This window comes from Streptococcus sp. Marseille-Q7156 (assembly GCF_965119495.1).
The window spans coordinates 1,784,408-1,807,905 of record NZ_CBCPLU010000001.1; the positions used below are offsets into that span (position 1 = coordinate 1,784,408).

The window sequence follows — 23,498 nt, forward strand, 5'->3', positions numbered from 1 at the left end:
TACTTTTGAAGAAAGGGATGTTTCACGGGAAACACCCTGCGCCAAGCAAGGTGTTCTTGTTTTAGGTCGTGTAAATCGTTGAAGCTGTCGCAATAGTATGCCACTGGTTGGCTGTTGTGGCTGCGAAGTCCTTGTCTGCGTAGAAGTCGTTAAATGGCAGAATTTCCACTTCTAGCTCGTCGATGCGGTCAATCTGACCAGCCAGATAAGCCTCGATACGGCTTTCTGCACGCTTGATGCGTTGCAAGAGTCCGCCCATACGGATGTCAACCGTATCCAAGCCAAAGACCTTGTTTTCCTTCAACCATTGATGGCTAAAGAGGGCATGGAAGTCTTCAATTTGGCTTCTGAGTTCTGGTAATTCTCGTCTTGCGATTTCTTGCAGACTTTCCTTATCGTTTATTTTATAGGCCTGACGAATGCGTCTTCCCACATCCACTTTGCTACTTAAAATAGCATTCAACTGGGCCTGAGTTTCAAAGAGGTAAGCATAATTTCCTGCTTTTTCTTTAATGTCAGCAAGCGTCTCAGCAGCCTGAGCGAAGTGTGGCTTATCCTGTTCAGGTGTCATGTGTCGGTCAAGAATCGGACAGAGAACATCCTGATAAAAGACATAGCGGTTGGGATTGATACCGCTGAGATTACCTGATAGGTCTGGTAAGAGATTAGCAAGGTCAATCTGCATAAAATCTTCAACCGATAAACCTGTATTGGTCTGGAAGTGAGCAGACAAACGGTCTAGGTCATTGCGGTAGCTGAGCTCTGCCCAGATTTGCAAGCTTGGTAGGATAGAGAATTGGGCTGTTTCACCACCATTATCCCCCCAACCTGTTACAATGACTTCTTTGATGTCATTGGCACGACAGGCTTTATTGGCTTCAAGAGCGATGAGATGGCTGAAATGGTTGTTGGGTGTGAAACCAATCCACTTCCAAGCTCCCCCTGCAAAGGCAAGGTCATGGCTAATCTTGTGATGGTTGCGGAAGTTGCGATTGTATTTCTCCTCGCTATCCTGATAATAGTCCCAGTAAACCAAAGTCACTCGGTCTTTGAGACGGTCTAGGTAGACACGAGTTTCTTCTGGAATTTCCACATCACGGTCGTACTGGCCATCTGCTGACATAAGTTTAAAGAACATATCGCTCCACATCTGGCAGTGGAAACCATATTTGTCAGCAATATCCAGCACGCGCTCCAAGTGTTGGCACATGAGGAGACTACGGTCCACAACACCGTTCAATATCAAGTAACGTCCCAAACCAACCAAGTGGGCTTCGTCCATCCCAATATTGACCTTGCGAGTCTTCAATTTAGATAGGGTAGCAAACATGCCATCAATCAGGTTATAGACCTTTTCTTCGCCAATGAGAAGAATATCCTCCACATCACGGAGCTCCTGCACTTCCTTAACACCCCATTTGACGAAGGCTGACAAGTGGGCCAAAGTCTGGATACAGGGCACAAAGGTCATGTCAAACTGCTGGGCATAGGCTTCGATTTCCTGCAACTCCTCAGCCGAATAAGCCCCGCGGAAATAACCAAAGTAAGGTTGTCCCTCAATCTGGTAGGTGTCTTCCATGTAAAGCTCAAAGGTTGAGTAGCCCATGAGAGCCAAGACCTCAATCATCTGCTTGGCAGAAGCCACATTCAGCACCGCATTTCGAGAACAGTCTGCCATATAGGCTAAATCTTCATAAGCTGCTTGTTCTTCAATTTCGACCTTGTCAGATTCTGCTTGAGCCGTTGCCAACAAGGACAAGGCACGATAAAGTTGGTGGGGGTTGCGGTAGGTCAATTGATAGTGGCCACCCTCACCCTTGATAGAGATAGAGGCTTGGTCAGACTGAGTGACAGCTACCTCTACATCTGGTAGAGAGATGTAACCTTTTAAAACCTCAATAGCTTGCGCTTGTTTGTCACTAATTCCTGTAAATCTTACCATTGATTTTCCTCCTGTAACCAGTTGACAAGGGCACCGTAGAGATTAGCATCTGCATGATAGGTGCAGGCTTGGATAACGGGTGCGACCGTATATTCTTCGTAGGTGTCAACAAAGTCATCTACAGCCTTCTTGACACCTTGAATAAAATCTGGATTTTGACTGATAGAGCCTCCCAGACTGATGACATCTGGATCGATGAGATACTGGATATTAAGCAAACCTTGCGCCAAATTACGATTCATCCGCTCAATGGCTTCTTGACAAAGGGCATTGCCTGCTGCAGCCTCTTGGTAAATCTTGCGACCGTCCCAATCAGTCTGACCAGATTTTTCAATCACGTAGCGCACCATATTCCCAGTTGACGCTAGTTGCGACCAGTTGTTGAGCTTTTCAGCAGGGGCAAGGGTGGTCATGTAGCCAAATTCTCCACCCAGACCGTGGCGACCTCGATGAAGTCTACCATTGATAATCATGGCTCCGCCAATCCCTGTCCCAATCACGACACAGGCTGCATTTTCAAGTTCTGGATGAGCCAGTAATTCACTGAGTCCAACGCAGTTGGCATCATTTTCCAGATGGACAGGAATCTGATAAGAGCTAAGCGCCTCATACCAAGAAAATCCGTGGATGTAGGGCACGGCACTGAAGCCATCAATCACACCTGTCTCTTGATTGACCGCGCCTGGAACGCTCATAGCAATCCCACTATAATCCTGTTCTGACAAACGTTGATCTAGCCAAGCTAGTAAGTCCTCCAAGTTTTCAGGCGTTGGAATGCTTGTCTTATTCAGTATTTTCCCATCAGGAGTCAGACTGGCAAACTTAATCCCAGTCCCTCCGATATCAATCGTTGCAATGGTCATTGTTTTTACCATAAAAAGGGGCGAATCAGCAGTTAGTTCTTACCTTTTCGCCCCTCCTTTCTTTTTATGTTTACTTTTTGAAATTAAATTTCTTCTTTTTTGATGAATTCTGTACGAATCTCTTGTGGTGAAATGAGGCCTCTATGAACTGGGTATGGTCGTTCAAGTAGGTCAAGGAAGAGATGTTGACTTTCCGGTACACGCACATTTTCACTACACATATTGTAGTAACGAAGGACATAGCCTTCTTCATTTTCAGCTACCTTAAAGGCTGTTGGACAGATTTGCGGTATGCTGAGAACAGAATGGCTCAAGAGGCTACCAGTCGCAGCCACGCTTCCTTCTTGTCTAGCAAGCTGAAGGCTGGTAAACGGTGTCTGCAAGGCTTTAGCACGACGATAGGCTGAAAAGCGTTCTTGGGCTTGGTGACATTCAAGCGCAAACTCGACTTCAAACTCACGCAAGCATTGTGCTTCTGGTGTTGGGAAGTAACCCCAGTCACCTAGCTCACCTGATGCACGCAAAATAGTCACTGCAATGATGTCGTCTCCAAGGATTTCGTATTCATTCAATCCCTTGTTAGATACAGTCACCCCTTTTTCATCGTCATACAGACTGACAAAGGCTTGTTGGTGTTGAGGATTTTCAGGATTTTCCCATGAAGCAGCTGGTTTGTTTGGTCGTGTCACCACCTCATAGATGCTTTCAGAATCATTGCTTGGACGCGTGTTATGAGTCGTGACCAAGAGACGGATACGGTGATCCTTGGCAGTGTTGGTAAAGCGAGTCTTGCAACGGATTTGTGGATTGTCAACAAAGACAGTCAACTCAGTTTCAAGAGGAATGCTTGTCAATTCTTCTGACCGTCCAGCCTCACGCTTCATAAACTCGATGATACCTTTTTGCTCTTCTTCTAGCTTTTCATCTGCACTGACAGGCACGGTCAATTCATGTTTGAGCAAAATCTTAGCGTAGCGAGCTGTGTTTTCCAAGACTTCGTAGCCCTTAAGCTCTGCATAGATTGGCTCTGTTCCTTTTGGTTGGAAATAGATATACTCGTTTCCGATGTCACCACGGTCTTCGAAGCGGATAAAATCTTCATAGGCTTCGTGAGTTGTCTTATCATAGACTGTGATGTTGTCATCCACACTCACCGTTACAAATGGCGTATCGATCACTCCATTTTGGTAAATGCCTTCACGGTGTTCTTGCTCTCCTTCCATCAATTGGAAAGTTGTCCAAGAAAGCGGCGCTAGGTGAACTGGGATGGTCACGCGCACTTGACGAGCAATACGAGCTTGGCGGAACTTGTCTTTTGGTAAATCGTACTCAAAATTAGCTCCAAGGTCTTCGATTTTAGCCTCTACAGGACGCCCATCCAAGTCCTCCACACGATAACTTGGCAAAGTAAGAGCAGCCATCTTCTTGTAACCTTCTGTTGGGTGCAATTCCTTAAAATCACAAGTCGCAACATCAATCACTGTGCTGACAGTATCGACCTTATCATGCAAGCCTGTGTTAATGACAGTAAAGAGATAATCACTTTGAGCCTTAGCTGTAGCGATTTTACCCTTCCATTCGTTAAGAAGATTGCTCTTAACAAAGTTTCCTACTTGGTTGACCTTGGCAAAACGAGTTTCCATCTCTCGGTGAACTTCATCCACGCTACAGCCACAGATACTATCATGCGGCGCATTTTGCAAAAGAGTTTTCCACGCATAGGTCAACTGGTCCTTGTGGTTATGACCCCCAGTGATAATTGTCAAGGGTTCTACAACTTGCTCTAGGAGGTTGCTATTTTCTTGGAAGGCTTGTTTGAGATAAATACGAGATGAAGAAGTGTTGGCAAGTGTGTACCAGCCGTCTGTTTCCTGACTGGTCAACTCACCTGTCACCGTTGACAATTGCTCTGGTAGGGCACTTTCCACAGCTTGGACATATTCATCAAAAGAACTATGAACAAAGGTTACATCTGGGAAGAGTTCATTTGCTACACGAATGGCTTCACTCAGATTTTTCTGCACAGGCTGGTGGTCACATCCGTTCATCATCAACCATTGGTTGGTCGAAGCGTAGTCACGCACGTCTGCCAATTTTTGTTTCCAGAAGGTCAAGGCCTCATCTTTATCAACTGGGATTTCATTCCCGTTACTGTACCAGTTGGCAAAGAGAATCCCAAGAACACGACTTCCGTCCGCACCCTGCCAGTACATTTCTGAAAACTGGGAAGTAAACTGCTCATCTTCGAGGACTTGGTTGTCAAATCCAATCGGCTTCACACCACGACCAAAAGCGGCCACGTGAATGCCTGATTTTTGAAGGATTTGAGGAGCTTGTCCCATATTTCCAAAGGTATCTGGGAAGTAACCAATCTGGGTTGACTTGCCCCATTTTGCACATTCTGCTTGACCAATCAATGTATTGCGAACATTGGCTTCACTTGAAATCAAGTAGTCATCTTGCAAGATGTAAAAGGGACCAATTTTCAATTTTCCTTCGTCAATGTAGCGTTGAACTTTGTCACGATTCTCAGGGCGAATTTGTAAGTAGTCGTCAAGGACAATAGTTTGTCCATCCAAGTGGAAACTCTTGAACTCAGGGTCATTTTCAAAGAGATCAAAGAGATTGTCAAACAATTCCACCAACTGCATACGGTGGCTTTCAAAAGGCAAGTACCACTCACGATCCCAGTGACTATGTGAGATAATATGTACGACAACATTTTCCATGAAGTAAAACCTCATTCTAAATTTAAATTTTTATTGTTAACGTTTTAAATGTAAATTTGTGATTCTTTCCAAGAATCAGTGAAGCGAAGGCGAGCTCCTTATACTCAATGAAAATCAAAGAGCAAACTAGGAAGCTAGCCGCAGGCTGTACTTGAGTACGGCAAGGCGAAGCTGACGTGGTTTGAATTTGATTTTCGAAGAGTATTAGCGGATATCCAAGTAATCCAAGACCAATTCACAGAACATCATATTGGCCCAAGAGAACCATTCACGAGAGTAGAGAGTTGGGTCGTCCACGTGGAAGCTTTCATGCATGACACCTGTACCACCATCGCAGGCAACCAGCTGATCCAGCAAGAATTTCTTCTCTGCCTTATCCCTTGTTGTCAAACCTTGGATAGAAAGGGCGATTGGCCAGATATAGCGATAGAAGGTATGGGAACTGCCGAGACCGCTAGCGTATTCTCCTTGGTAGAAGTATGGATTTTCAGGGCTCAGAATGGTACGACGAGTTGCTTTATAAACTTCATCATCAACCGAACAGTAGCCCAGATAAGGCGCAGCCAACAAACTTGGTACGTTTGGATCATCCATGATGCTGGCATTTCCTAGACCATCCACTTCAAAGGCATAAATCTTTTCGCCCTTGCTGTTGCTTGTGTAGGCGTAGTTTTCGATGCCTTCTTGGATCTCCGCTTTGAGACGCTTAGCATCAGCAATAATACTCTCGCTATCAGCTAGGTCTAGTTCTGCAAAGATTTCTTGGACATAACCCAAGACTACTACAGCAAACATATTTGACGGAATCAAGTAACTATACTGACAGCAGTCATCGCTCGGACGAAAGGCTGACCAAGTCATACCTGTCACTGCAAAATCAGGGCCAAAGCCATCATTTACCAAGGTATCTTCCTTGCGGTCCGTATCCCGGACAAAACGATAAGGAGAGTTCTTGTGGTCTTGTTCTACCGTCCACAGATGGAGAATTTCCTTAGTCGCTGTGACAAAAGTTTCATCAAATTGACTAGTCTCGCCAGTTTCTTTCCAGAGGAGATAAGCCAACTGCAAAGGATAGCAAAGCGAGTCCACCTCATACTTGCGTTCCCAAATCCAGCCATTAAGGTCTGTGTGGTCGGTCTCGTGGTGCCCCTTCCAGTTTTCCTCAATGTTAAAGGAATTTGCATAAGGATCCTTGAGAATCAAGGTCATCTGACGTTTAACCAAACCTGCAATGGTCTGACGCAGGAGGGCATCTTTTTTAGCCACATGAAGGTAGGGTCTGAGTTGGGCTGTCGAATCCCGAAGCCACATAGCAGGAATATCCCCTGTGAGCACAAAGGTTGAACCATATTCTAGGATTTCAACCGTATTGTCCAAGGTGTCGGTGTAGCAACGCTCGAAAACATCCACCCACTCTGGATGGTCCTTAGCCCGCTCTGCAACTTCATCTAGCCATTCTCTAACAATTTCTTTTGAATAAATCATCGTGCAGTATCCTCTTTCAAACAAGCTTCATTTTCAGTATATAGCTTTTGAGGCAGAAAATACATACACAAATGATAGTCATTTTTCTACAAAATAGTTATCTTTGAAACTCCTTTTCTAAAGGCCCCATTTTTCTGATATAATGTAGAAAAACAGCTAAAGGAAAGACTATGAAACCACTACTTGAAACCATCGATACCCGCTTTGGGACTGCCAGCAAGCATGCCTTTTCTCGGGGAAATACCCTGCCATACACAGGCGTTCCTTTTGGGATGAATTACTTTGTGCCCCAGACCAGTGACCAGGAGGGAGCTTGGTTTTTCGATCCGCATCTGCCCATCTTTCAGGGAATTCGATTGACCCATCAGCCCAGTCCTTGGATTGGCGACTACTCTTGGCTCCTTCTGACACCTGCCACAGGCCAGCTAGGTGGAGACAGCCTCTTTCACCGCCAGTCTTCTTATGATATCGAAAAAGCCTCTTTCCAACCTCATTATCTGAAGATTTTCTCCCTGCGCTATCAGATTGAAACCCAGCTCACACCGACTTACTACGGTGCTTCTATTCGTTTGGAGCAAAAGCAAGGCAAAGCACTCTCCCTCTATCTTCACGCAACAGATGAATTGACAGTAGAGCAAGTAGATAAGCGAACTCTTGCCCTGCGACAAGAAGGTAAAACTGAAACCAACAAAAATCCACTAACTATGTTCACTGCCCTGCAAATGAATACGGATATTCTTGCTATCAGCCAAGAAGGCGAAGACTGGCGAATTGACTTAGCAAGTAGTCAAACCGAGATTCAGCTAGCAACTTCTTTCATCTCTCCTTCTCAAGCACTGCTTAATCTACCTCAAAAGGACTTTGACAGCTGTAAATCAAGTGCACAAGCGGACTGGGAAAATCTCCTCCATCGTTTTGACATTATAGAGACAGGAGAAGCTGACCGAACCTTCTTTGACCACTGTCTCTACAGACTCTTCCTCTTTCCTCAGACTTTTTATGAGGTTGATGAATCAGGGCACGCCATCCACAAGGATCTGGCTACTGGAACTGTCAAGCCTGGTGTCCTCTTCAGCAACAATGGTTTCTGGGATACCTTCCGCACCACCTTCCCCCTCTTTGCCCTTATCATACCGGAGCACTATCACCGCTTTTTAGAAGGCTTTCTCAATATCTATCGTGATACTGGATTCCTTCCAAAATGGTTGGCTCCAGATGAACGGGGTATGATGCCAGGTACCCTTTTAGACGGCATTATCGCAGATAGCGCCTGCAAGGACATGGCCACCGACCTAGAAGAAGAACTCCTCCAAGCCATGCTTGAAACAGCCACCAAGTCCGACCCTCTCGGCATCAATGGTCGCCACGGACTAGCCCAATACCAAGAACTGGGCTACCTCTCTACCGACCACCACGAAAGTGTTAGCCATACCCTAGACTACGCCTATAGTGACTTTTGTATCGCCAGCTGTGCCAAAAAACTTGGTCAGAATGACATCGCGGAATCCTATAGGACTGCTTCACAAAATTACCGCCATCTATTTGATGCTGAGACAGGTTACATGCGAGCGCGAGACAATCAAGGAAACTTCCGTCCTGACTTCTCTCCCTATAGTTGGGGACGAGACTACGCTGAATGCTCTGCCATTCAAGCGACTTTAGGTGTCCTCCACGACATCCCAGACTTAATCCAGCTTATGGGTGGAAAAGAAGCCTTTAGCAACTATCTTTTGAAGACTTGTCAGGAGGTCCCCCTCTTTGAGACAACAGGTTATGGTTACGAGATTCACGAAATGAGCGAAATGGCTACTGCTCCTTTTGGGCAACTCGCCATTTCCAACCAGCCAAGCTTCCACATTCCTTATCTCTTCCGCTACAGCGATTACCCTAACTACACTGCCCTTCTCATCAAGACTCTCCGTCAGAAAGCCTTTCATCCAAGCTGGCAAGCCTATCCTGGCGATGAAGACAATGGTAGTCTCTCGGCCTGGTACATCTGGTCAGCTCTCGGATTTTATCCGACCTGTCCAGGAAAACCAAGCTATGACCTCGGAATCCCTCTCTTTAATCACCTCCGTATCTACCTAGCTAAAGAAAATAAATGGCTAGATATTCATACTGAGCAAAACCACAGCCATTTTAACTTTATCAAAGAATGTCGACTGGACACAACTCTAGTATCAACTATTCAACACCAAGACCTCCTAAAAGCTGAGCAACTAACCTTTACACTTAGCTGGTTGCCAAATCACTCATCAACTTCCTGAAATGCAAAAATCTCCTAGCAGACTTTCCTGCTAGGAGATTTTCTTATGAGAGGTACTTGCTTAAGCTTTGAAAATCGGATTTATCATCTGATGTTTATCAAACAATCTACCAATTAAGCTTCTTCGTCTTCTTTACGACGACGACCTGCAAGACCTAGACCAAGTACTGCACTTGCGGCAGCTGCTACCATAGCTACAGTAGAATCTGCTGTACCTGTATTTGGCAACTCTTTAGCTGCTTTACGCGCATTTGCTTGTGCTGATGCTGTTTGACCAGCATTAGCCGCTGCTTGAGTAGTAGCTGGAGCTACAGCTGGTTTTTGAGCAGCTTGGTCGTTAGCTGGAGTTGCATGATCAGTTGATGAAGCAACTTTCGCCATGAAGTCTTCGATACGTTTAACCATTGCATCCACTTCTGCTTGACTTGCGTCTGCATTAGCAAATACTTTCTTAGCATCTGCTGATAATGCATTCGCTTCTTTTGCAGTTTCTGCATCAAGCTTAGCTGATTCTTTAATGATCAATTCATCTAATTGACGAATAGCACCTTCTAACTTAGCTTTATCCACTTTTGCGTCAGTGTTATTAGCTGCGTTATTGCCAGAAGTTCCGTTACCGTTACCACTGTTATTGCCTCCACCATTTGATGGCACATATGGACGTTGTTTAAACGCATCATCTCTTGGAATTGCTAATACTTGACCTTCTTTTGTAACGATTGTTACATTTCCATCTTTGTCAATTTTAACAGCTGCTTCTGTCTTACCATCTTTTTCGACTGTTGCTGTTGCGTTACCATCTTTATCAATCGTAATTTTCACTTTACCATCTTTAGATGTGTAAACTGTATTACCATTATCGTCTGTTTCTTTCAAGAAGGCATCAAGATCAAATTCTGGAACGTCTGTAATAGCACCTAGAACCTTGAATTGGAATTTCGCTTTTTCTTCTGGAGTAATATTAGCAAGGTCTGCCACCTCTACTTTACTCAAGTCGATATCAAGATTATCTCCACCATGTTTAGATTTAGAAACAGCTTCTTTATCTTTCACTAGTTGTTCTTTAGAAATTGTTGCTGTGTCACCTGATGGTGATGTAACTGTAGCATTACCCTTATCATCTACAACTACTGTTGATCCTGGGTTGACTGCTTTAATAGCTTTCTTAACAGCTTCTTTTTCAAGGTCTGTTAATTTGTCTTTTTTATCTACCAAGGTACGGATGGCAGGAGTCTTAACCTTAGCATCTGTAGCTGCATCTGCTAATTTTTCAGCTGGGATTACCAAGTCTAAGGCTGGAATATCTAGAACTGTTCCGTCACCTTTAGCTACTGTAGCATTTCCTTTGTCATCTACTACTACTGTTGTATCTGGATTTACAGCTTTAACTTTATCTTCGATCGCTTTCTTCTCAGCATCTGTAAGTTTTTCTGGATTTGCTACCACAGTTTTAGCTGCTGGAGTCTTAGCATCGTTACCATTAGTTTCTTTTTCAAGATCAGCCTGTTTCTTGACTAATTCTGAAGCAGGAATTACAGAAACATTACCTTCTGGGGTTGTGACTGTCGCATTTCCTTTATCGTCTACTACTACTGTTGCATCTGGATTTACAGCTACTACTTTAGCTGCGACTGCTTTCTTCTCAGCATCTGTAAGTTTATCCAGATTTACTACTGGTGTTTTAGCTACCGGAGTCTTAGCATTATTTGCTGTCAATTGATCAGCTGCAGCTTTTGTCAAGTCTGATGCTGGAATGATTGCAGTCTTACCTTCTGGGGTTGTGACTGTCGCATTTCCTTTATCATCTACAACTACTGTTGCACCTGGGTTGACTGCTACTACTTTAGCTGCAATTGCTTTCTTCTCATCTTTTGTTAATGAGTCTGGATTTGCTACTACAGTTTTAGCTGCTGGTTTAACGATGTCGTTGCCTGCATTTGGTTTAGCTGCATCTTCTGGTGACTTAGTCAAGTCTGAGGCTGGAATAACCGCTGTCTTACCTTCTGGGGTTGTAACTGTCGCATTTCCTTTGTCATCTACAACTACTGTTGCACCTGGGTTGACTGCTTTAACTTTGTCTTCTATCGCTTTCTTAGCTGCTTCGTCTACTCCTTTGGCTGGATCAACTACCACTTTGTCCGCTGGTTTAACGATGTCGTTGCCCGCATTTGGTTTAGCTGCATCTTCTGGTGACTTAGTCAAGTCTGAGGCTGGAATGACCGCTGTCTTACCTTCTGGGGTTGTGACTGTCGCATTTCCTTTATCATCTACAACTACTGTTGCACCTGGGTTAACAGCTTTAACTTTATCTTCGATCGCTTTCTTAGCTGTTTCATCTACACCTTTGGCTGGATCTACAACTACTTTATCCGCTGGTTTAACGATGTCGTTGCCCGCATTTGGTTTAGCTGCATCTTCTGGTGACTTAGTCAAGTCTGCTGATGGAATTACAGCTGTCTTACCTTCTGGGGTTGTAACTGTTGCGTTTCCTTTGTCATCTACAACTACTGTTGCATCTGGATTTACAGCTTTAACTTTATCTTCGATCGCTTTCTTCTCAGCATCTGTAAGTTTTTCTGGATTTGCTACTACAGTCTTATCTGCTGGTTTAACGATGTCGTTACCTGCATTTGGTTTAGTTGCAGCTTCTGGATCTTTTGTCAAGTCTGCTGATGGAATTACAGCTGTCTTACCTTCTGGGGTTGTAACTGTTGCGTTTCCTTTGTCATCTACAACTACTGTTGCATCTGGATTTACAGCTTTAACTTTATCTTCGATCGCTTTCTTCTCAGCATCTGTAAGTTTTTCTGGATTTGCTACTACAGTCTTATCTGCTGGTTTAACGATGTCGTTACCTGCATTTGGTTTAGTTGCAGCTTCTGGATCTTTCGTCAAGTCTGCTGCTGGAATTACTACTGGTTCTCCATCTTTTGGTGTAACTGTTGCATTTCCTTTGTCATCTACAACTACTGTTGCGTCTGGATTTACAGCTTTAACTTTATCTTCGATCGCTTTCTTCTCAGCATCTGTAAGTTTTTCTGGATTTGCTACTACAGTCTTATCTGCTGGTTTAACGATGTCGTTACCTGCATTTGGTTTAGTTGCAGCTTCTGGATCTTTTGTCAAGTCTGCTGATGGAATTACAGCTGTCTTACCTTCTGGGGTTGTAACTGTTGCGTTTCCTTTGTCATCTACAACTACTGTTGCATCTGGATTTACAGCTTTAACTTTATCTTCGATCGCTTTCTTCTCAGCATCTGTAAGTTTTTCTGGATTTGCTACTACAGTCTTATCTGCTGGTTTAACGATGTCGTTACCTGCATTTGGTTTAGTTGCAGCTTCTGGATCTTTTGTCAAGTCTGCTGATGGAATTACAGCTGTCTTACCTTCTGGGGTTGTAACTGTTGCGTTTCCTTTGTCATCTACAACTACTGTTGCATCTGGATTTACAGCTTTAACTTTATCTTCGATCGCTTTCTTCTCAGCATCTGTAAGTTTTTCTGGATTTGCTACTACAGTCTTATCTGCTGGTTTAACGATGTCGTTGCCTGCATTTGGTTTAGTTGCAGCTTCTGGATCTTTCGTCAAGTCTGCTGCTGGAATTACTACTGGTTCTCCATCTTTTGGTGTAACTGTTGCATTTCCTTTGTCATCTACAACTACTGTTGCGTCTGGATTTACAGCTTTAACTTTATCTTCGATCGCTTTCTTCTCAGCATCTGTAAGTTTTTCTGGATTTGCTACTACAGTCTTATCTGCTGGTTTAACGATGTCGTTACCTGCATTTGGTTTAGTTGCAGCTTCTGGATCTTTTGTCAAGTCTGCTGATGGAATTACAGCTGTCTTACCTTCTGGGGTTGTAACTGTTGCGTTTCCTTTGTCATCTACAACTACTGTTGCATCTGGATTTACAGCTTTAACTTTATCTTCGATCGCTTTCTTCTCAGCATCTGTAAGTTTTTCTGGATTTGCTACTACAGTCTTATCTGCTGGTTTAACGATGTCGTTTCCTGCATTTGGTTTAGTTGCAGCTTCTGGATCTTTCGTCAAGTCTGCTGCTGGAATTACAGCTGTCTTACCTTCTGGGGTTGTGACTGTCGCATTTCCTTTATCGTCTACTACTACAGTTGCATCTGGATTTACAGCTTTAACTTTGTCTTCGATTGCTTTCTTCTCAGCATCTGTTACGTTAGCTGGATCTTTTACTACAGCCTTATCTGCTGGTTTAACGATATCGTTTCCTGCATTTGGTTTAGTTGCATCTGCTTCTGATTTGAATAAATCTTCTGATGGGATTGTCGCAGTAGTTCCATCTTTCAGTGTAACTGTCGCATTACCATCTTCATCAAATTTAACAGATTTAGTTTCTGGGTTTAATTCTCTTAATTTTTCTTCTACTTTAGCTTGATCATCCGGATCATTTGCTTCACCGGCTACTTTGTCTGCTGGTTTAACAATTTTACTATTTCCTGCATCTGGGTTAGAAGTATCTTCTTTAGTTCTTACTAATTCTGATGCTGGAATTGCTGCAGTTTTACCTTCTGGAGTAGAAACAGAAACAGTTCCATTTTCATCTATCGTTACTATAGCATCTGGATTTACCTCTTCAACTTTAGCAACAATCTTAGCTTTCTCTTCGTCAGTTAAGTTCGATGGATCTTTTACGATAACTTTATCAAGTGGTTTGTTAATGTCATTTCCACCTTTACCGTTATCTAACTGGTCCTCAGTTTTCACTAATTTTGTCGGATTGATAATTCCTTTATCGCCAGCTTCTGTTGTTACTTCGATGTTTCCATTTTCATCATATTTAACTTCTTTAGCTGTTGGGTTAACTTTCTTAACTTCTTCTAAGATTTTAGCTTTTTCTTCATCTGTTAATGCACTTGGATCTTTTACTAATACTTTATCAATTGGTCTGTTTACTTCTCCAATTGCTTTAATAGCCGCCTTATCAGCCTCTTCTATTGTATTAACATCGTCTACACTACTTACTGCATCAATTGCTGCTTTAGATTTTTCCGCAACTTTATCTACTTTAGCTTTTAATTTAGCTTTAGCTTCAGGAGTTAGATCGTTACGCGCATCGATTTCTGCTTTCTTAGCTGTTGCTTCTTCATCAATTGCTTTACGAGCATTTGGTTTATCTTCTACAACTGGTACAGATTTTTCAATTTCACCTTCAGCTTTTTCTTGAAGTTGCTTAACTTCTGCATCTGTTCCAGCTTTATCGATTTCTTCCTTAGCTTCTTCTGCTAGAGCTTTAGCTGCATCTGCTGCAACTTTCTTCTCTTCATCAGTAGCATCTGGAGTGTTAGCAATGTCTTCCAATTGTTTTGCTAATTTATCTTCGATTGCTTTCTTGGCTGCTGGTTTAGTTACTGCTTCTGGATTTACAGCTTTAACATCTGCTACACCTTTATCTTTTGCACCATCTACTGCTTTTTGAGCTTCTGCGGCTTTTTCTGGTGTCTCTGCATTAGCTGGTTGAGCATCGATCGCATCTGTTGCTTCTTTCGCTTTAGCTTGAGCTTCTTCCTTAGCTGCTGCTTTTTCTTCGTCAGTTAAGTCTTTACGCTCGTCGATTGCTTCTTCTTTCTTAGCTAACTCTTTTGCAATTTCTTCTTTAGCTTTTTCTTTCGCTACTGGATTTACTTTCGCAACTTCTCCAGTACCAGCATTTTTCGCTGCATCTACTGCTACATCTGTTGTTGCTGCATCGATTGCTTTCTTAGCATCATCTGCTGCTTTCTCTGCTGCTTTCTTAGCTTCATCTTTTTCTGCTGGAGTTAAGTCTTCACGTGCGTTAATTGCGTCTACTTTAGCTTTAAGTGCATCGTCAATGGCTTTCTTAGCTGCTGGTTTCTTAACTGCTTCTGGATTTACAGCTTTAACATCTGCTACACCTTTATCTTTTGCACCATCTACTGCTGTTTGTGCTTCTGCGGCTTTTTCTGGTGTTTCTGCGATGTCTGGCTGTTTGTTAATAGCGTCTGTCGCTTCTTTAGCTTTATCTTGAGCTTCTTTCTTAGCTGCGTCTTTTTCTTCTTTCGTCAAATCAGTACGAGCGTCGATTGCTTTTTCTTTCTCAGCTAACTCTTTTGCGATTTCATCTTTAGCTTTTGTTTTCGCTACTGGGTTTACTTTCGCAATTTCTCCAGTACCAGCTGTTTGAGCTGTATCTACTGCTGCATCTGTTGTTGCTGCATCAATTGCATCTGTTGCTTTCTTAGCTGCTTCTGCTGCTTTGTCTTTAGCTGTTTGTTTTTCTTCTGGAGTTAAGTCTTCACGTGCGTCAATTGCAGCTACTTTATCTTTAAGGGCATCTTCAACTGCTTTCTTAGCTGCTGGTTTCTTAGCCGCTGCTGGATTTACTGCACTAACTTCATCTACACCTGTTTTCTTAGCTGTATCTACTGCTGTTTGTGCTTTTGCTGCTTCTTCTGGCGTTGCTGCGTTGCTTGGTTGTTTAGCAATTTCTGCTAATTGTGCATCTGCCAGTTTCTTAGCTTCTGCTTTAGCTGCCGCTTTTTCTTCGTCAGTTAAGTCAGTACGTCCGTCGATTGCTTTTTCTTTCTCAGCTAATTCATCCGCGATTGCTTTCTTAGCTGCTTCTTTCGCTACTGGGTTTACAGCTGTTACATCTGCTACACCTTTTTTACCTGCATCATCCACAGCTTTTTGAACTGCTGGTAATGCTTTTGGATCATCAACATTATCAGGTTGTTTAGCGATTTCATCTAATTGTGCATCTGCTAATTTCTTAGCCTCTGCTTTAGCTGTTGCTTTTTCTTCGTCAGTTAAGTCGTCACGATCGTCGATTTCTCCATTTTTCGTAGCTAATTGATCAGCAATATCTTTCTTAGCTGCTTCTTTAGCTACTGGGTTTACAGCTGTTACATCTGCAATACCTTTATCTTCAGCATTATTCACAGCTGTTTGAGCAGTTGTTGCTTCTGCTGGTGTATCAGTGAAGCTTGGTTGCTCAGCAATTTTCGCTAATTGTGCATCTGCTAATTCCTTAGCTTTGTCTTTAGCTGCTTTTTTCTCTGCTGGAGTTAAGTCTGTACGTGCTTCGATTGCTTTTTCTTTATCTGCTAATGCATTTGTTACAGCTTCTTTTGCTAGCTCTTTTCCTACTGGGTTTACTTTCGCAATTTCTCCAGTACCAGCAGTTTTAGCTTGATCTACTGCATCGTTTGTTGTTGCAGAGTCGATAGCTTTAGTTGCTTCTGCTGCTGCCGTATTATTTTTCGCAATCGCTGCTGTTTTTTCAGCTTCTGATAAGTTTGTATCTGCTTTAATCGCATCTTCTTTAGCTTTACGAGCTGCTTCAACATCTGCTTTTGCTGCTTCTTTTTTCGCTACTACTGGGTTATCTGCTGCAATTGCACTTGTTCCTGCGTTTTTAGCCGTATCAAGAGCTGTTTTTGTAGTAGCATCATTAATTGCTGTTAATGCTTTTTGTTTATCAGCATTTACTTTATCGATTGCTGCTTGTTTCTCTTCATCAGTAGCATTTGGAGTTGAGTTAATCGCTGCAATTTTCTCAGCTGCTGCTGTATTTACTGCATTGATAGCAGGTTGTTTATCCAGTTTTACAACACCTGTCAAAGGAACACTATCAGTAGATCCATCGTTATAAGTAACGACAAGTTGGTCACCTTGTTTTGCTACAGATTTGATGTAATTTGATGCATTTTCTACTTCTGTATTATTTTTATCTGACAATCTTGCATCATCAGCTGTGCTATATTTAACCTTGATATTCTCTTTAATTTTAGCAAGATCAGCTTCAGATAGATTATCTGGATCCGAAACTGTGATTTTATCAGCTTCGTTTGTTTGACTTTCAATATTGTATTTTTGAGTTTGTTCACGAACGACAAGTTTGAAAGCTCCCTCTTGATCAAGATTAGTGTTCTGAAGTGGTGGGGAGAATACTGCCCCTTCTAAATCTTCAGCTACTAGGTATCTTGTCATTAATGTTCCTACAAATTGTGGTCGACCTGGAACATTTACCGTTCCCGTAATTCTAGTAATAGCTGGATCATCTGCTGTTGCATTAATACCATTAGTATCCGTCTGTGAGGTCATAGTTAAACCATACTCATTTTTAACTTATCCTTGTGCAGCACCAGATGCCCCTACAAGACCTTTCGCCTGTACTATACGAAGATCCTTAATTTTTCCACTATCGTCTGTAACACCAAATTCAAGATTTGTTTCTTCACCTTTATAAACATAGATTTCTTTTTCAGCTGGATTAGAGAACGGGATAATTCCTTTTGGTCTTACATTTAGAACTTTATTTTTTTCAATTGTATCTACAGAGCCGTCATTATATGTTACAGCAAGTTTTGTAGAATCTGTTGGAGACACTACCACTTCTTTAATCAATTGAGACGGGGTGCTAACATCTGTTCCTGCTAAGCCTTGCAAGCGAGCATCCGTATTCTTTTTAGAGTACTCTAATTGCAATCTTGATTTAATTGTTCCTAGCTCATCTTCTGTAATGTTATCGATATCATTAACCGTGATACGTTGAGAGCCTGTTAAATCTTTAACATCATACTTTTGGGTTTGTGGTTTAAGTACAACACGGAAAGCATGGTCGTTAGCGGCGTCCTTTCCAGAACCAGCAAATTTTGTTCCTTCAACATCTGTAACTGCCACATAACGCCAACCTAAAGCCAACCCCTTTGGAGTTTCTCCCTTTGTTGCTTCCTTTAATTTTTCTTCTGATAAATCATCTGTCGCTTTTGGAGTACCTGAGTATCTGATAACTGCTGGTGTCGCGTCCGATGCTGGTGTTTCCGTTTTAAACTCATTGGCTGTATATCCATACTGAGTATTGATTTTATCAGCTGTACCTTCTACAGGTTTAAACGGTTTATTTCCCCATTGTAATAAAGTTGCACTTTTAATCTTATCCGCATCATCTTTGATTTTAATATCAAATGAGTTCTCTTCTGCTCCATACACATAGATTTCACGCTTAGCTGCATCAGAGTATGGGAATTCTACAGTTGGATCTTGGTTGATACGTGCTACACTTGAAACAGCAATAGAATCAGTTGAACCATCTTTATAGGTAACAGTCAAATCACTGCCAGATTGTGCTACACTTGAAACTACAGTTTTAGCATCATCAAGTAAAGTACCTTTTTTACTTTCTAATTGTGCATCGTCATTTGTTTTTGAATATTCAACCTTAAGGCCGTTTTTAATATTATTTAAATCTGTCTCTGTTAATTGAGCAAGATCCGCGACCACAACTTTATTTGCAGTCTCCAATGCTACCGGATCATACTTATATGTTTGTGGTTTTGCTATAACGTTGAATGAACCTGGGTCAGTAGCATTCGATGAACCTACTGCTCTATTTTCAATAAAATTACCAGCCTCATCTGTTGCAGTAACATAGCGCCAACCTAACGTAAGTCCTGTAGTTCTGATTTTTTCTAGCTGGTCTGCATTAAGCTCGCCTCCAGGTAAACCTGTATAATGAATTACTGCTGGATTAGATTCTGAAGCTTCTGTTTTAGTTGTAATCTCGTTAACAGTGTAACCATACTGAACATTTCTTTTACCCGGCTCCCCTGCTACCTCAGCAAAATCTTGATTACCACCACGTAAAACAGTTGCACTTTTAATGAATCCTGAATTATCCTTAATTTTAATGTCGAAACCTTCAGCTTCTCCACTATAGACATAGACATTTTTACCATTTGCAAATGGAATTTCTACAGTTGGCTTTTCTGTATCAGTCTCCGCACGGAAAGCATTCTCTTTATCCATCTCTTTACCGTTACGTGGGTCATTAGATCCTGTATGTTCGATCGAGTTAGACTCTGATTTTGGTTCAGTGTTTTCTGCTTTTTTCCCTACAGTTTCTTTACCTTCAGTTATATCTACTGCTGGAGTTTCTTTTTTCTCTACAGGTTTAGTTTTTAATTTAGTGTTAGCTGTAGTGACAAGTTTATTGTAAGCTGTTTTTAGCTCAGCTTGAGTAGTTGCATTCGCTAAAGTAGCTTTTGCAGCTTCTAGGTCAGCTTTTAATACTGTAACACTTTCTTCCGTTTTGTTATCGTAAGAACCGTTAGAAAGTTTTGTTTCAATTTCTGAAATGTAGCTTTCAAGTTGGGTCTTGTCCAAAGTTGGAGTTGTTGCTTCTAAAGATGTCTCTTGTTTGCTTAGTTCATTAGCTGAGACAGCCCCATTACCTAAGAACATGAAAAGAGCAGCAACGGCTACACTAGCCGCTCCAAAACTATATTTACGGATTGAGTAACGAGTGACCTTCTCACGATGCAAACGTTCAACACGACTCATAGATGATTTCTTCTCCACTGATTGTGTTCTCCTTAAAAAAATTTTTATTTTTATATCTACATGCAAAGATCCCCCGTCATAGACGAGGCTTCGAATGTGATACTTTACCTCTTCATTGTACATGATAAGTGATATATATGCAAGATAAATGCTTATCAAATTCGCCAAAAAAAAAAAAAACATTTTTCAGACAATTTTTACAATTTGTTCGGTTTTATAACCAAAATTATGAATTTTTAACTTTAAAATCAGTAAAATATTTTTATCTACTATATGTTGTTATATTGTATTGAAAACTGAAATTCGGAAATGAATTTGGATAAAATCTTTTTATTTTGGAAATCAGATAACTTTGATACCTAAAAGGAATTATTCTGATTCTTTTTTAACAAAATATTCGTAAAATAAATATACAAAATTTTTTAAATTTTTAGCTTTTTCCAGCTCTAAAAACAGGGTTGTGAGTCCATATAGATAAAAAAGCAGCAGTTAGATTTCCACATTATCTAGTAACGTTCTAGTTTAGTCGAACAAAACTCTTATCTATATATCATATGCGCCACTCTCCCAACATTTAAAGTCAATATATGCTGGAATTATATCACCAACGCTACTGATTTGACCATCCCTTGTTACAACCTGAAAGTTTTAGCAGACACGCCGTACTAGTCTAGCTTCAACCAACTATAGCTAACATATAAAGATAAAGACATGCTACCTAGTCTGATAACATGTCCTCTTTTCCTATATTATAGTAATTCCTCAACCTCGGTGACGGTCATACCCAACTGCTCACTCGCAACCTCAGAAGTCAGAAGACCTTGGCGGACTAGATTTACTAAACCTACTTTTAATCCCTGTTCAAGCCCCTCCGCACGACCACGCTCTAAACCTTGTTCAATACCTTCTGCCCTAGCAGTTTCCAAGGCATAGTCATGAGCCAATAATGCTTGTTCTTCTCGCATACGTAGTTGACTAAACATTTTCCTGTCCTCCTCGGACTAGCTTTTGTAGTCCAGCAGTTTGTCTGCCTGACTGATAGCTCACTCAGGTTGCTGGGTAAAGGGCTTGTTGCCGAAAAACTCCAACCACGGTTTGCGAATACTATCTTTGCTGGTTTCTCTGTATTTTTAGATCTTATTTATGATGGGCTTTCAATAGCTCCTCAAACTCAGCCACGGTCATGCCTAATTGATGGCTGGCAACTTCAGAAGTCAGGAGACCTTGACGTACTAGATTTACTAAACCTACTTTTAATCCCTGTTCAATGCCTTCTTCTCGTCCTTGTTCACGACCCTCTGCACGACCACGTTCAAGACCACGCTCTAAGCCCTTTTCCTCAGCTTGTTCCAAGGCATAGTCCTGTGCTAACAATGCCTGTTCTTCTCGCATACGTAGTTGACTAAACATTTTCCTGTCCTCCTCGGACCAGCTCTTGTAGTCCAGCAGTTGATCTGCTTGACTGATGGCTCGCTCGGGTTCTTGAGTAAAGGGCTTATTACCAAAAAACTCCAACCACGGTTTGCGAACCTCGTCTTTGCTGGTTTCTCTGTATTTTTTTAATTCCAAGAATGCCATCTTAACCAGATGGTTTTCTTGTCCATTGTTTGTGATGGTTAAGACCTCACCTGTCGTATCCTCTCGCATGCTAAAGCTATGAAAAGCTAGGTCATCTGAGAAATAATTGCTGTCCACAATTGCAATAGCATAAACTGGTGCGATGTGTTTGTAACTCTGGTGGGTGTCACCTTCACGTTGACGGATTTTTTCAAGGTTTTGATTGACCTGACTGCACAAGTAAGCCCACAGGCGATTGATGAAAAAATTCTGATGATGCACCTGAATCTCAATAATTACCTGAGTGCCATTATCCAACTCCGCCAAGACATCAATACTTGTATAGAAATCCTGCGCTGAGTACGGCAGGGAAGGCAAGACGTGAATATTGCTTCCCTCTAAGATAGTTACATTTTTAGCTGGTAAGTCCAGCATATCGCGAATAAATTGACAAGTGATTTCTGGATTGCTGAAAATTTTCTTAGCAACCAAGTCATTGGTTGGGCTAATGCCCGGATGTCTTAAAGTCATCCATTTCCTCCTTCTATTATACCATAGTTTTAAATCTAATTTTGTTAGATTCGATGGTTCTATCTATTTATTCGAAAAGGAAATGAATTGTGAAGATATTTTATCTCGTTTCAACTAAAATATGAGCTTGATCAATCAGCTGTCCATCAACAGTCAGATTCAGATAGAAATCCAAGGTCTTGTCGGCAGCAAAATACAGAGTTGGTAGGCACAAATCTTTTTTGCTTTCCCCTGTTTGGAATTGAAGGACTTGAATTTCGTCCTGATAGGCGACACCATGGACACCTGTCCCCGGTTGAATAGAAATCTTAGCCTCTAAAGAGGAGCTACTTTCGCTACGTTCAATCCTAAAATGAAGAGTCTCTCCCTTTGCTACAGCTAGACTTTTTTCTGCAAATGCTAGTCCCTGAACAACTTCTTTTTGTGATAAGCTAGGAATTTTATAGAGTGAAATCTTAGTCAATACAGGCATAGATAGTGCCTCTGTAATCGTCACGCGCACCTTCTGTGCCTCTACTAGCGGACCTCGCAGGAGACGCTTATGACCAACTGTAAAGCCCCTGCCAAATTCCTGCCAGACGCCATCCACCTCTACTTGCACATGAAAAGCAGCGATTCGTTGCCCTAGCTTCAAACCTTCTCTTAACTCAATGACATCAAAAGTTTTAGGAGATCCTAAGTCGAATTCTAGCTGGATGGGCAGGTCTGCATCGCTTGCCCAAGAGCTAGTCTCAAGGCCGTCTGTCAAATGGCGACAAGCAAAGTCTGCGGAAAGAGCTGGACCAGATACCTCAGCTCCCAGAGCCAAATCTTCTTTATAGAGCTCATTGCGATAGGCCGCAAATTCATAGAGGCGTTCAATATCCTTTGCATCAAATAGCCCAGCTTGATTCGGCGGAATATTGAGCAAGAGTGGAGTTCCCCGACCCACCGAGTGAAAGTAGATTTCGACCAACTCCTCAAGAGACTTAGGATCCTGATCCTCATGGTAGAACCAGCCTGGCCGGATGGAAACATCTGCCTCACCGATTGAAAAAATCGTGCCCGAGGGATCTCCGTGCTGAAGATAGTCCAGCTCTGCTTCTGTCCCTAGTTTGTCAGGATTCACCTTTTGCCATAGGGGATCACCTGCATACCCTCGTTCATTGCCAATCCAGCGGATACTAGTGCCTTCTGTTGAAAAAATCAAGCAATCGCCCTGCAGGTCACGAATGGTTTCAAACCATTTTTCAAATTCATAATTGATCTTTTGAGCGCCCTCTCCTCTGGCACCATCCATCCAGACCTCAGCAAATTTCCCTCCATTTCCATAGGCAGGATTTGATAAAATTTCCTTCAGCTGAGCCAGATAATAGGCATTATAGTCCGCTTCTCGATCCACATGATAGAGGGGGCTGTGGGCGTCCCAGGGTGATAGGTAGACCCCCATATCCATATCAAACTCTGTGGCAGCTTGGGATACTTCAAGGAGCAAGTCCCCCTCTCCATTCCTCCAAGGACTAGCCTTAACCGAATAATCTGTATGAGCCGTCGGATAGAGGACAAAGCCATCGTGGTGCTTGACCACCAAAATCAACTTCTTAAAGCCCGTTTCCTTGAGCACACGAACCCACTCACGCGCATCTAACCTTGTCGGGTTAAAGCGTTCAGGATCCTCCTGACCTGTTCCCCATTCCTGATTATAGAAGGTATTAGGCCCAAAATGGATAAATGCTGCTAGTTCATCCTCTAAATAAGCTAGCTGGGCCTGACTAGGCAAGGGGCCATGCGGTTTTATTTCTCTTACCATA

The 23,498-nt window shown here is 42.2% G+C and carries 9 protein-coding genes and 1 pseudogene; 1 reads left to right on the forward strand and 9 read right to left on the reverse strand.

Annotated features, from left to right (window positions below; genetic code table 11):
- Positions 1-61: 61 nt before the first annotated feature.
- The 4 genes from ACWPV5_RS08335 to ACWPV5_RS08350 form a co-directional block, all read right to left on the reverse strand.
- On the reverse strand, positions 62-1,942 hold the full coding sequence (locus tag ACWPV5_RS08335) for a beta-N-acetylhexosaminidase (protein WP_454383332.1): 1,881 nt from the start codon (positions 1,940-1,942) through the stop codon (positions 62-64).
- Entirely contained in the window at positions 1,936-2,805 is an 870-nt protein-coding gene (locus tag ACWPV5_RS08340; protein WP_261030889.1) for an ROK family protein, read from the reverse strand. Before ACWPV5_RS08340 ends, ACWPV5_RS08335 begins: the two co-directional genes overlap by 7 nt.
- Before the next feature lie 83 nt (positions 2,806-2,888).
- Complete coding sequence (locus ACWPV5_RS08345) at positions 2,889-5,534, reverse strand: alpha-mannosidase (RefSeq protein ID WP_454383334.1); 2,646 nt, start codon at positions 5,532-5,534, stop codon at positions 2,889-2,891.
- A 204-nt stretch (positions 5,535-5,738) separates the two neighbouring features.
- Entirely contained in the window at positions 5,739-7,019 is a 1,281-nt protein-coding gene (locus tag ACWPV5_RS08350) for a glycoside hydrolase family 125 protein (RefSeq protein WP_454383335.1), read from the reverse strand.
- A gap of 170 nt (positions 7,020-7,189) precedes the next feature.
- Here ACWPV5_RS08350 and ACWPV5_RS08355 point away from each other — a divergent pair, with 170 nt between their 5' ends.
- Positions 7,190-9,286, forward strand: coding sequence for a GH92 family glycosyl hydrolase (locus tag ACWPV5_RS08355; RefSeq protein ID WP_454383337.1), 2,097 nt, complete (start codon positions 7,190-7,192; stop codon positions 9,284-9,286).
- Positions 9,287-9,399: 113 nt separating this feature from the next.
- Here ACWPV5_RS08355 and ACWPV5_RS08360 read toward each other — a convergent pair whose 3' ends face one another.
- The 5 genes and pseudogenes from ACWPV5_RS08360 to ACWPV5_RS08380 all read right to left on the reverse strand — a co-directional run bounded on the left by ACWPV5_RS08360 (position 9,400) and on the right by ACWPV5_RS08380 (position 23,497).
- A complete protein-coding gene (locus ACWPV5_RS08360) occupies positions 9,400-17,382 on the reverse strand; it encodes a DUF1542 domain-containing protein (protein WP_454383339.1) in 7,983 nt (2,660 codons plus the stop codon).
- A 24-nt stretch (positions 17,383-17,406) separates the two neighbouring features.
- Entirely contained in the window at positions 17,407-19,638 is a 2,232-nt protein-coding gene (locus ACWPV5_RS08365; RefSeq protein WP_454383341.1) for a YSIRK-type signal peptide-containing protein, read from the reverse strand.
- Between the two features lie 731 nt (positions 19,639-20,369).
- Positions 20,370-20,750: pseudogene (locus ACWPV5_RS08370) on the reverse strand (Rpn family recombination-promoting nuclease/putative transposase); the annotation flags it as partial.
- Positions 20,751-20,757: 7 nt separating this feature from the next.
- On the reverse strand, positions 20,758-21,708 hold the full coding sequence (locus ACWPV5_RS08375) for an Rpn family recombination-promoting nuclease/putative transposase (RefSeq protein WP_224218777.1): 951 nt from the start codon (positions 21,706-21,708) through the stop codon (positions 20,758-20,760).
- Positions 21,709-21,808: 100 nt separating this feature from the next.
- The gene (locus ACWPV5_RS08380) at positions 21,809-23,497 is read right to left on the reverse strand and encodes an alpha-L-fucosidase (RefSeq protein WP_454383343.1); all 1,689 of its coding nucleotides are present in this window, start codon (positions 23,495-23,497) and stop codon (positions 21,809-21,811) included.
- Between the last annotated feature and the right edge of the window lies 1 nt (position 23,498).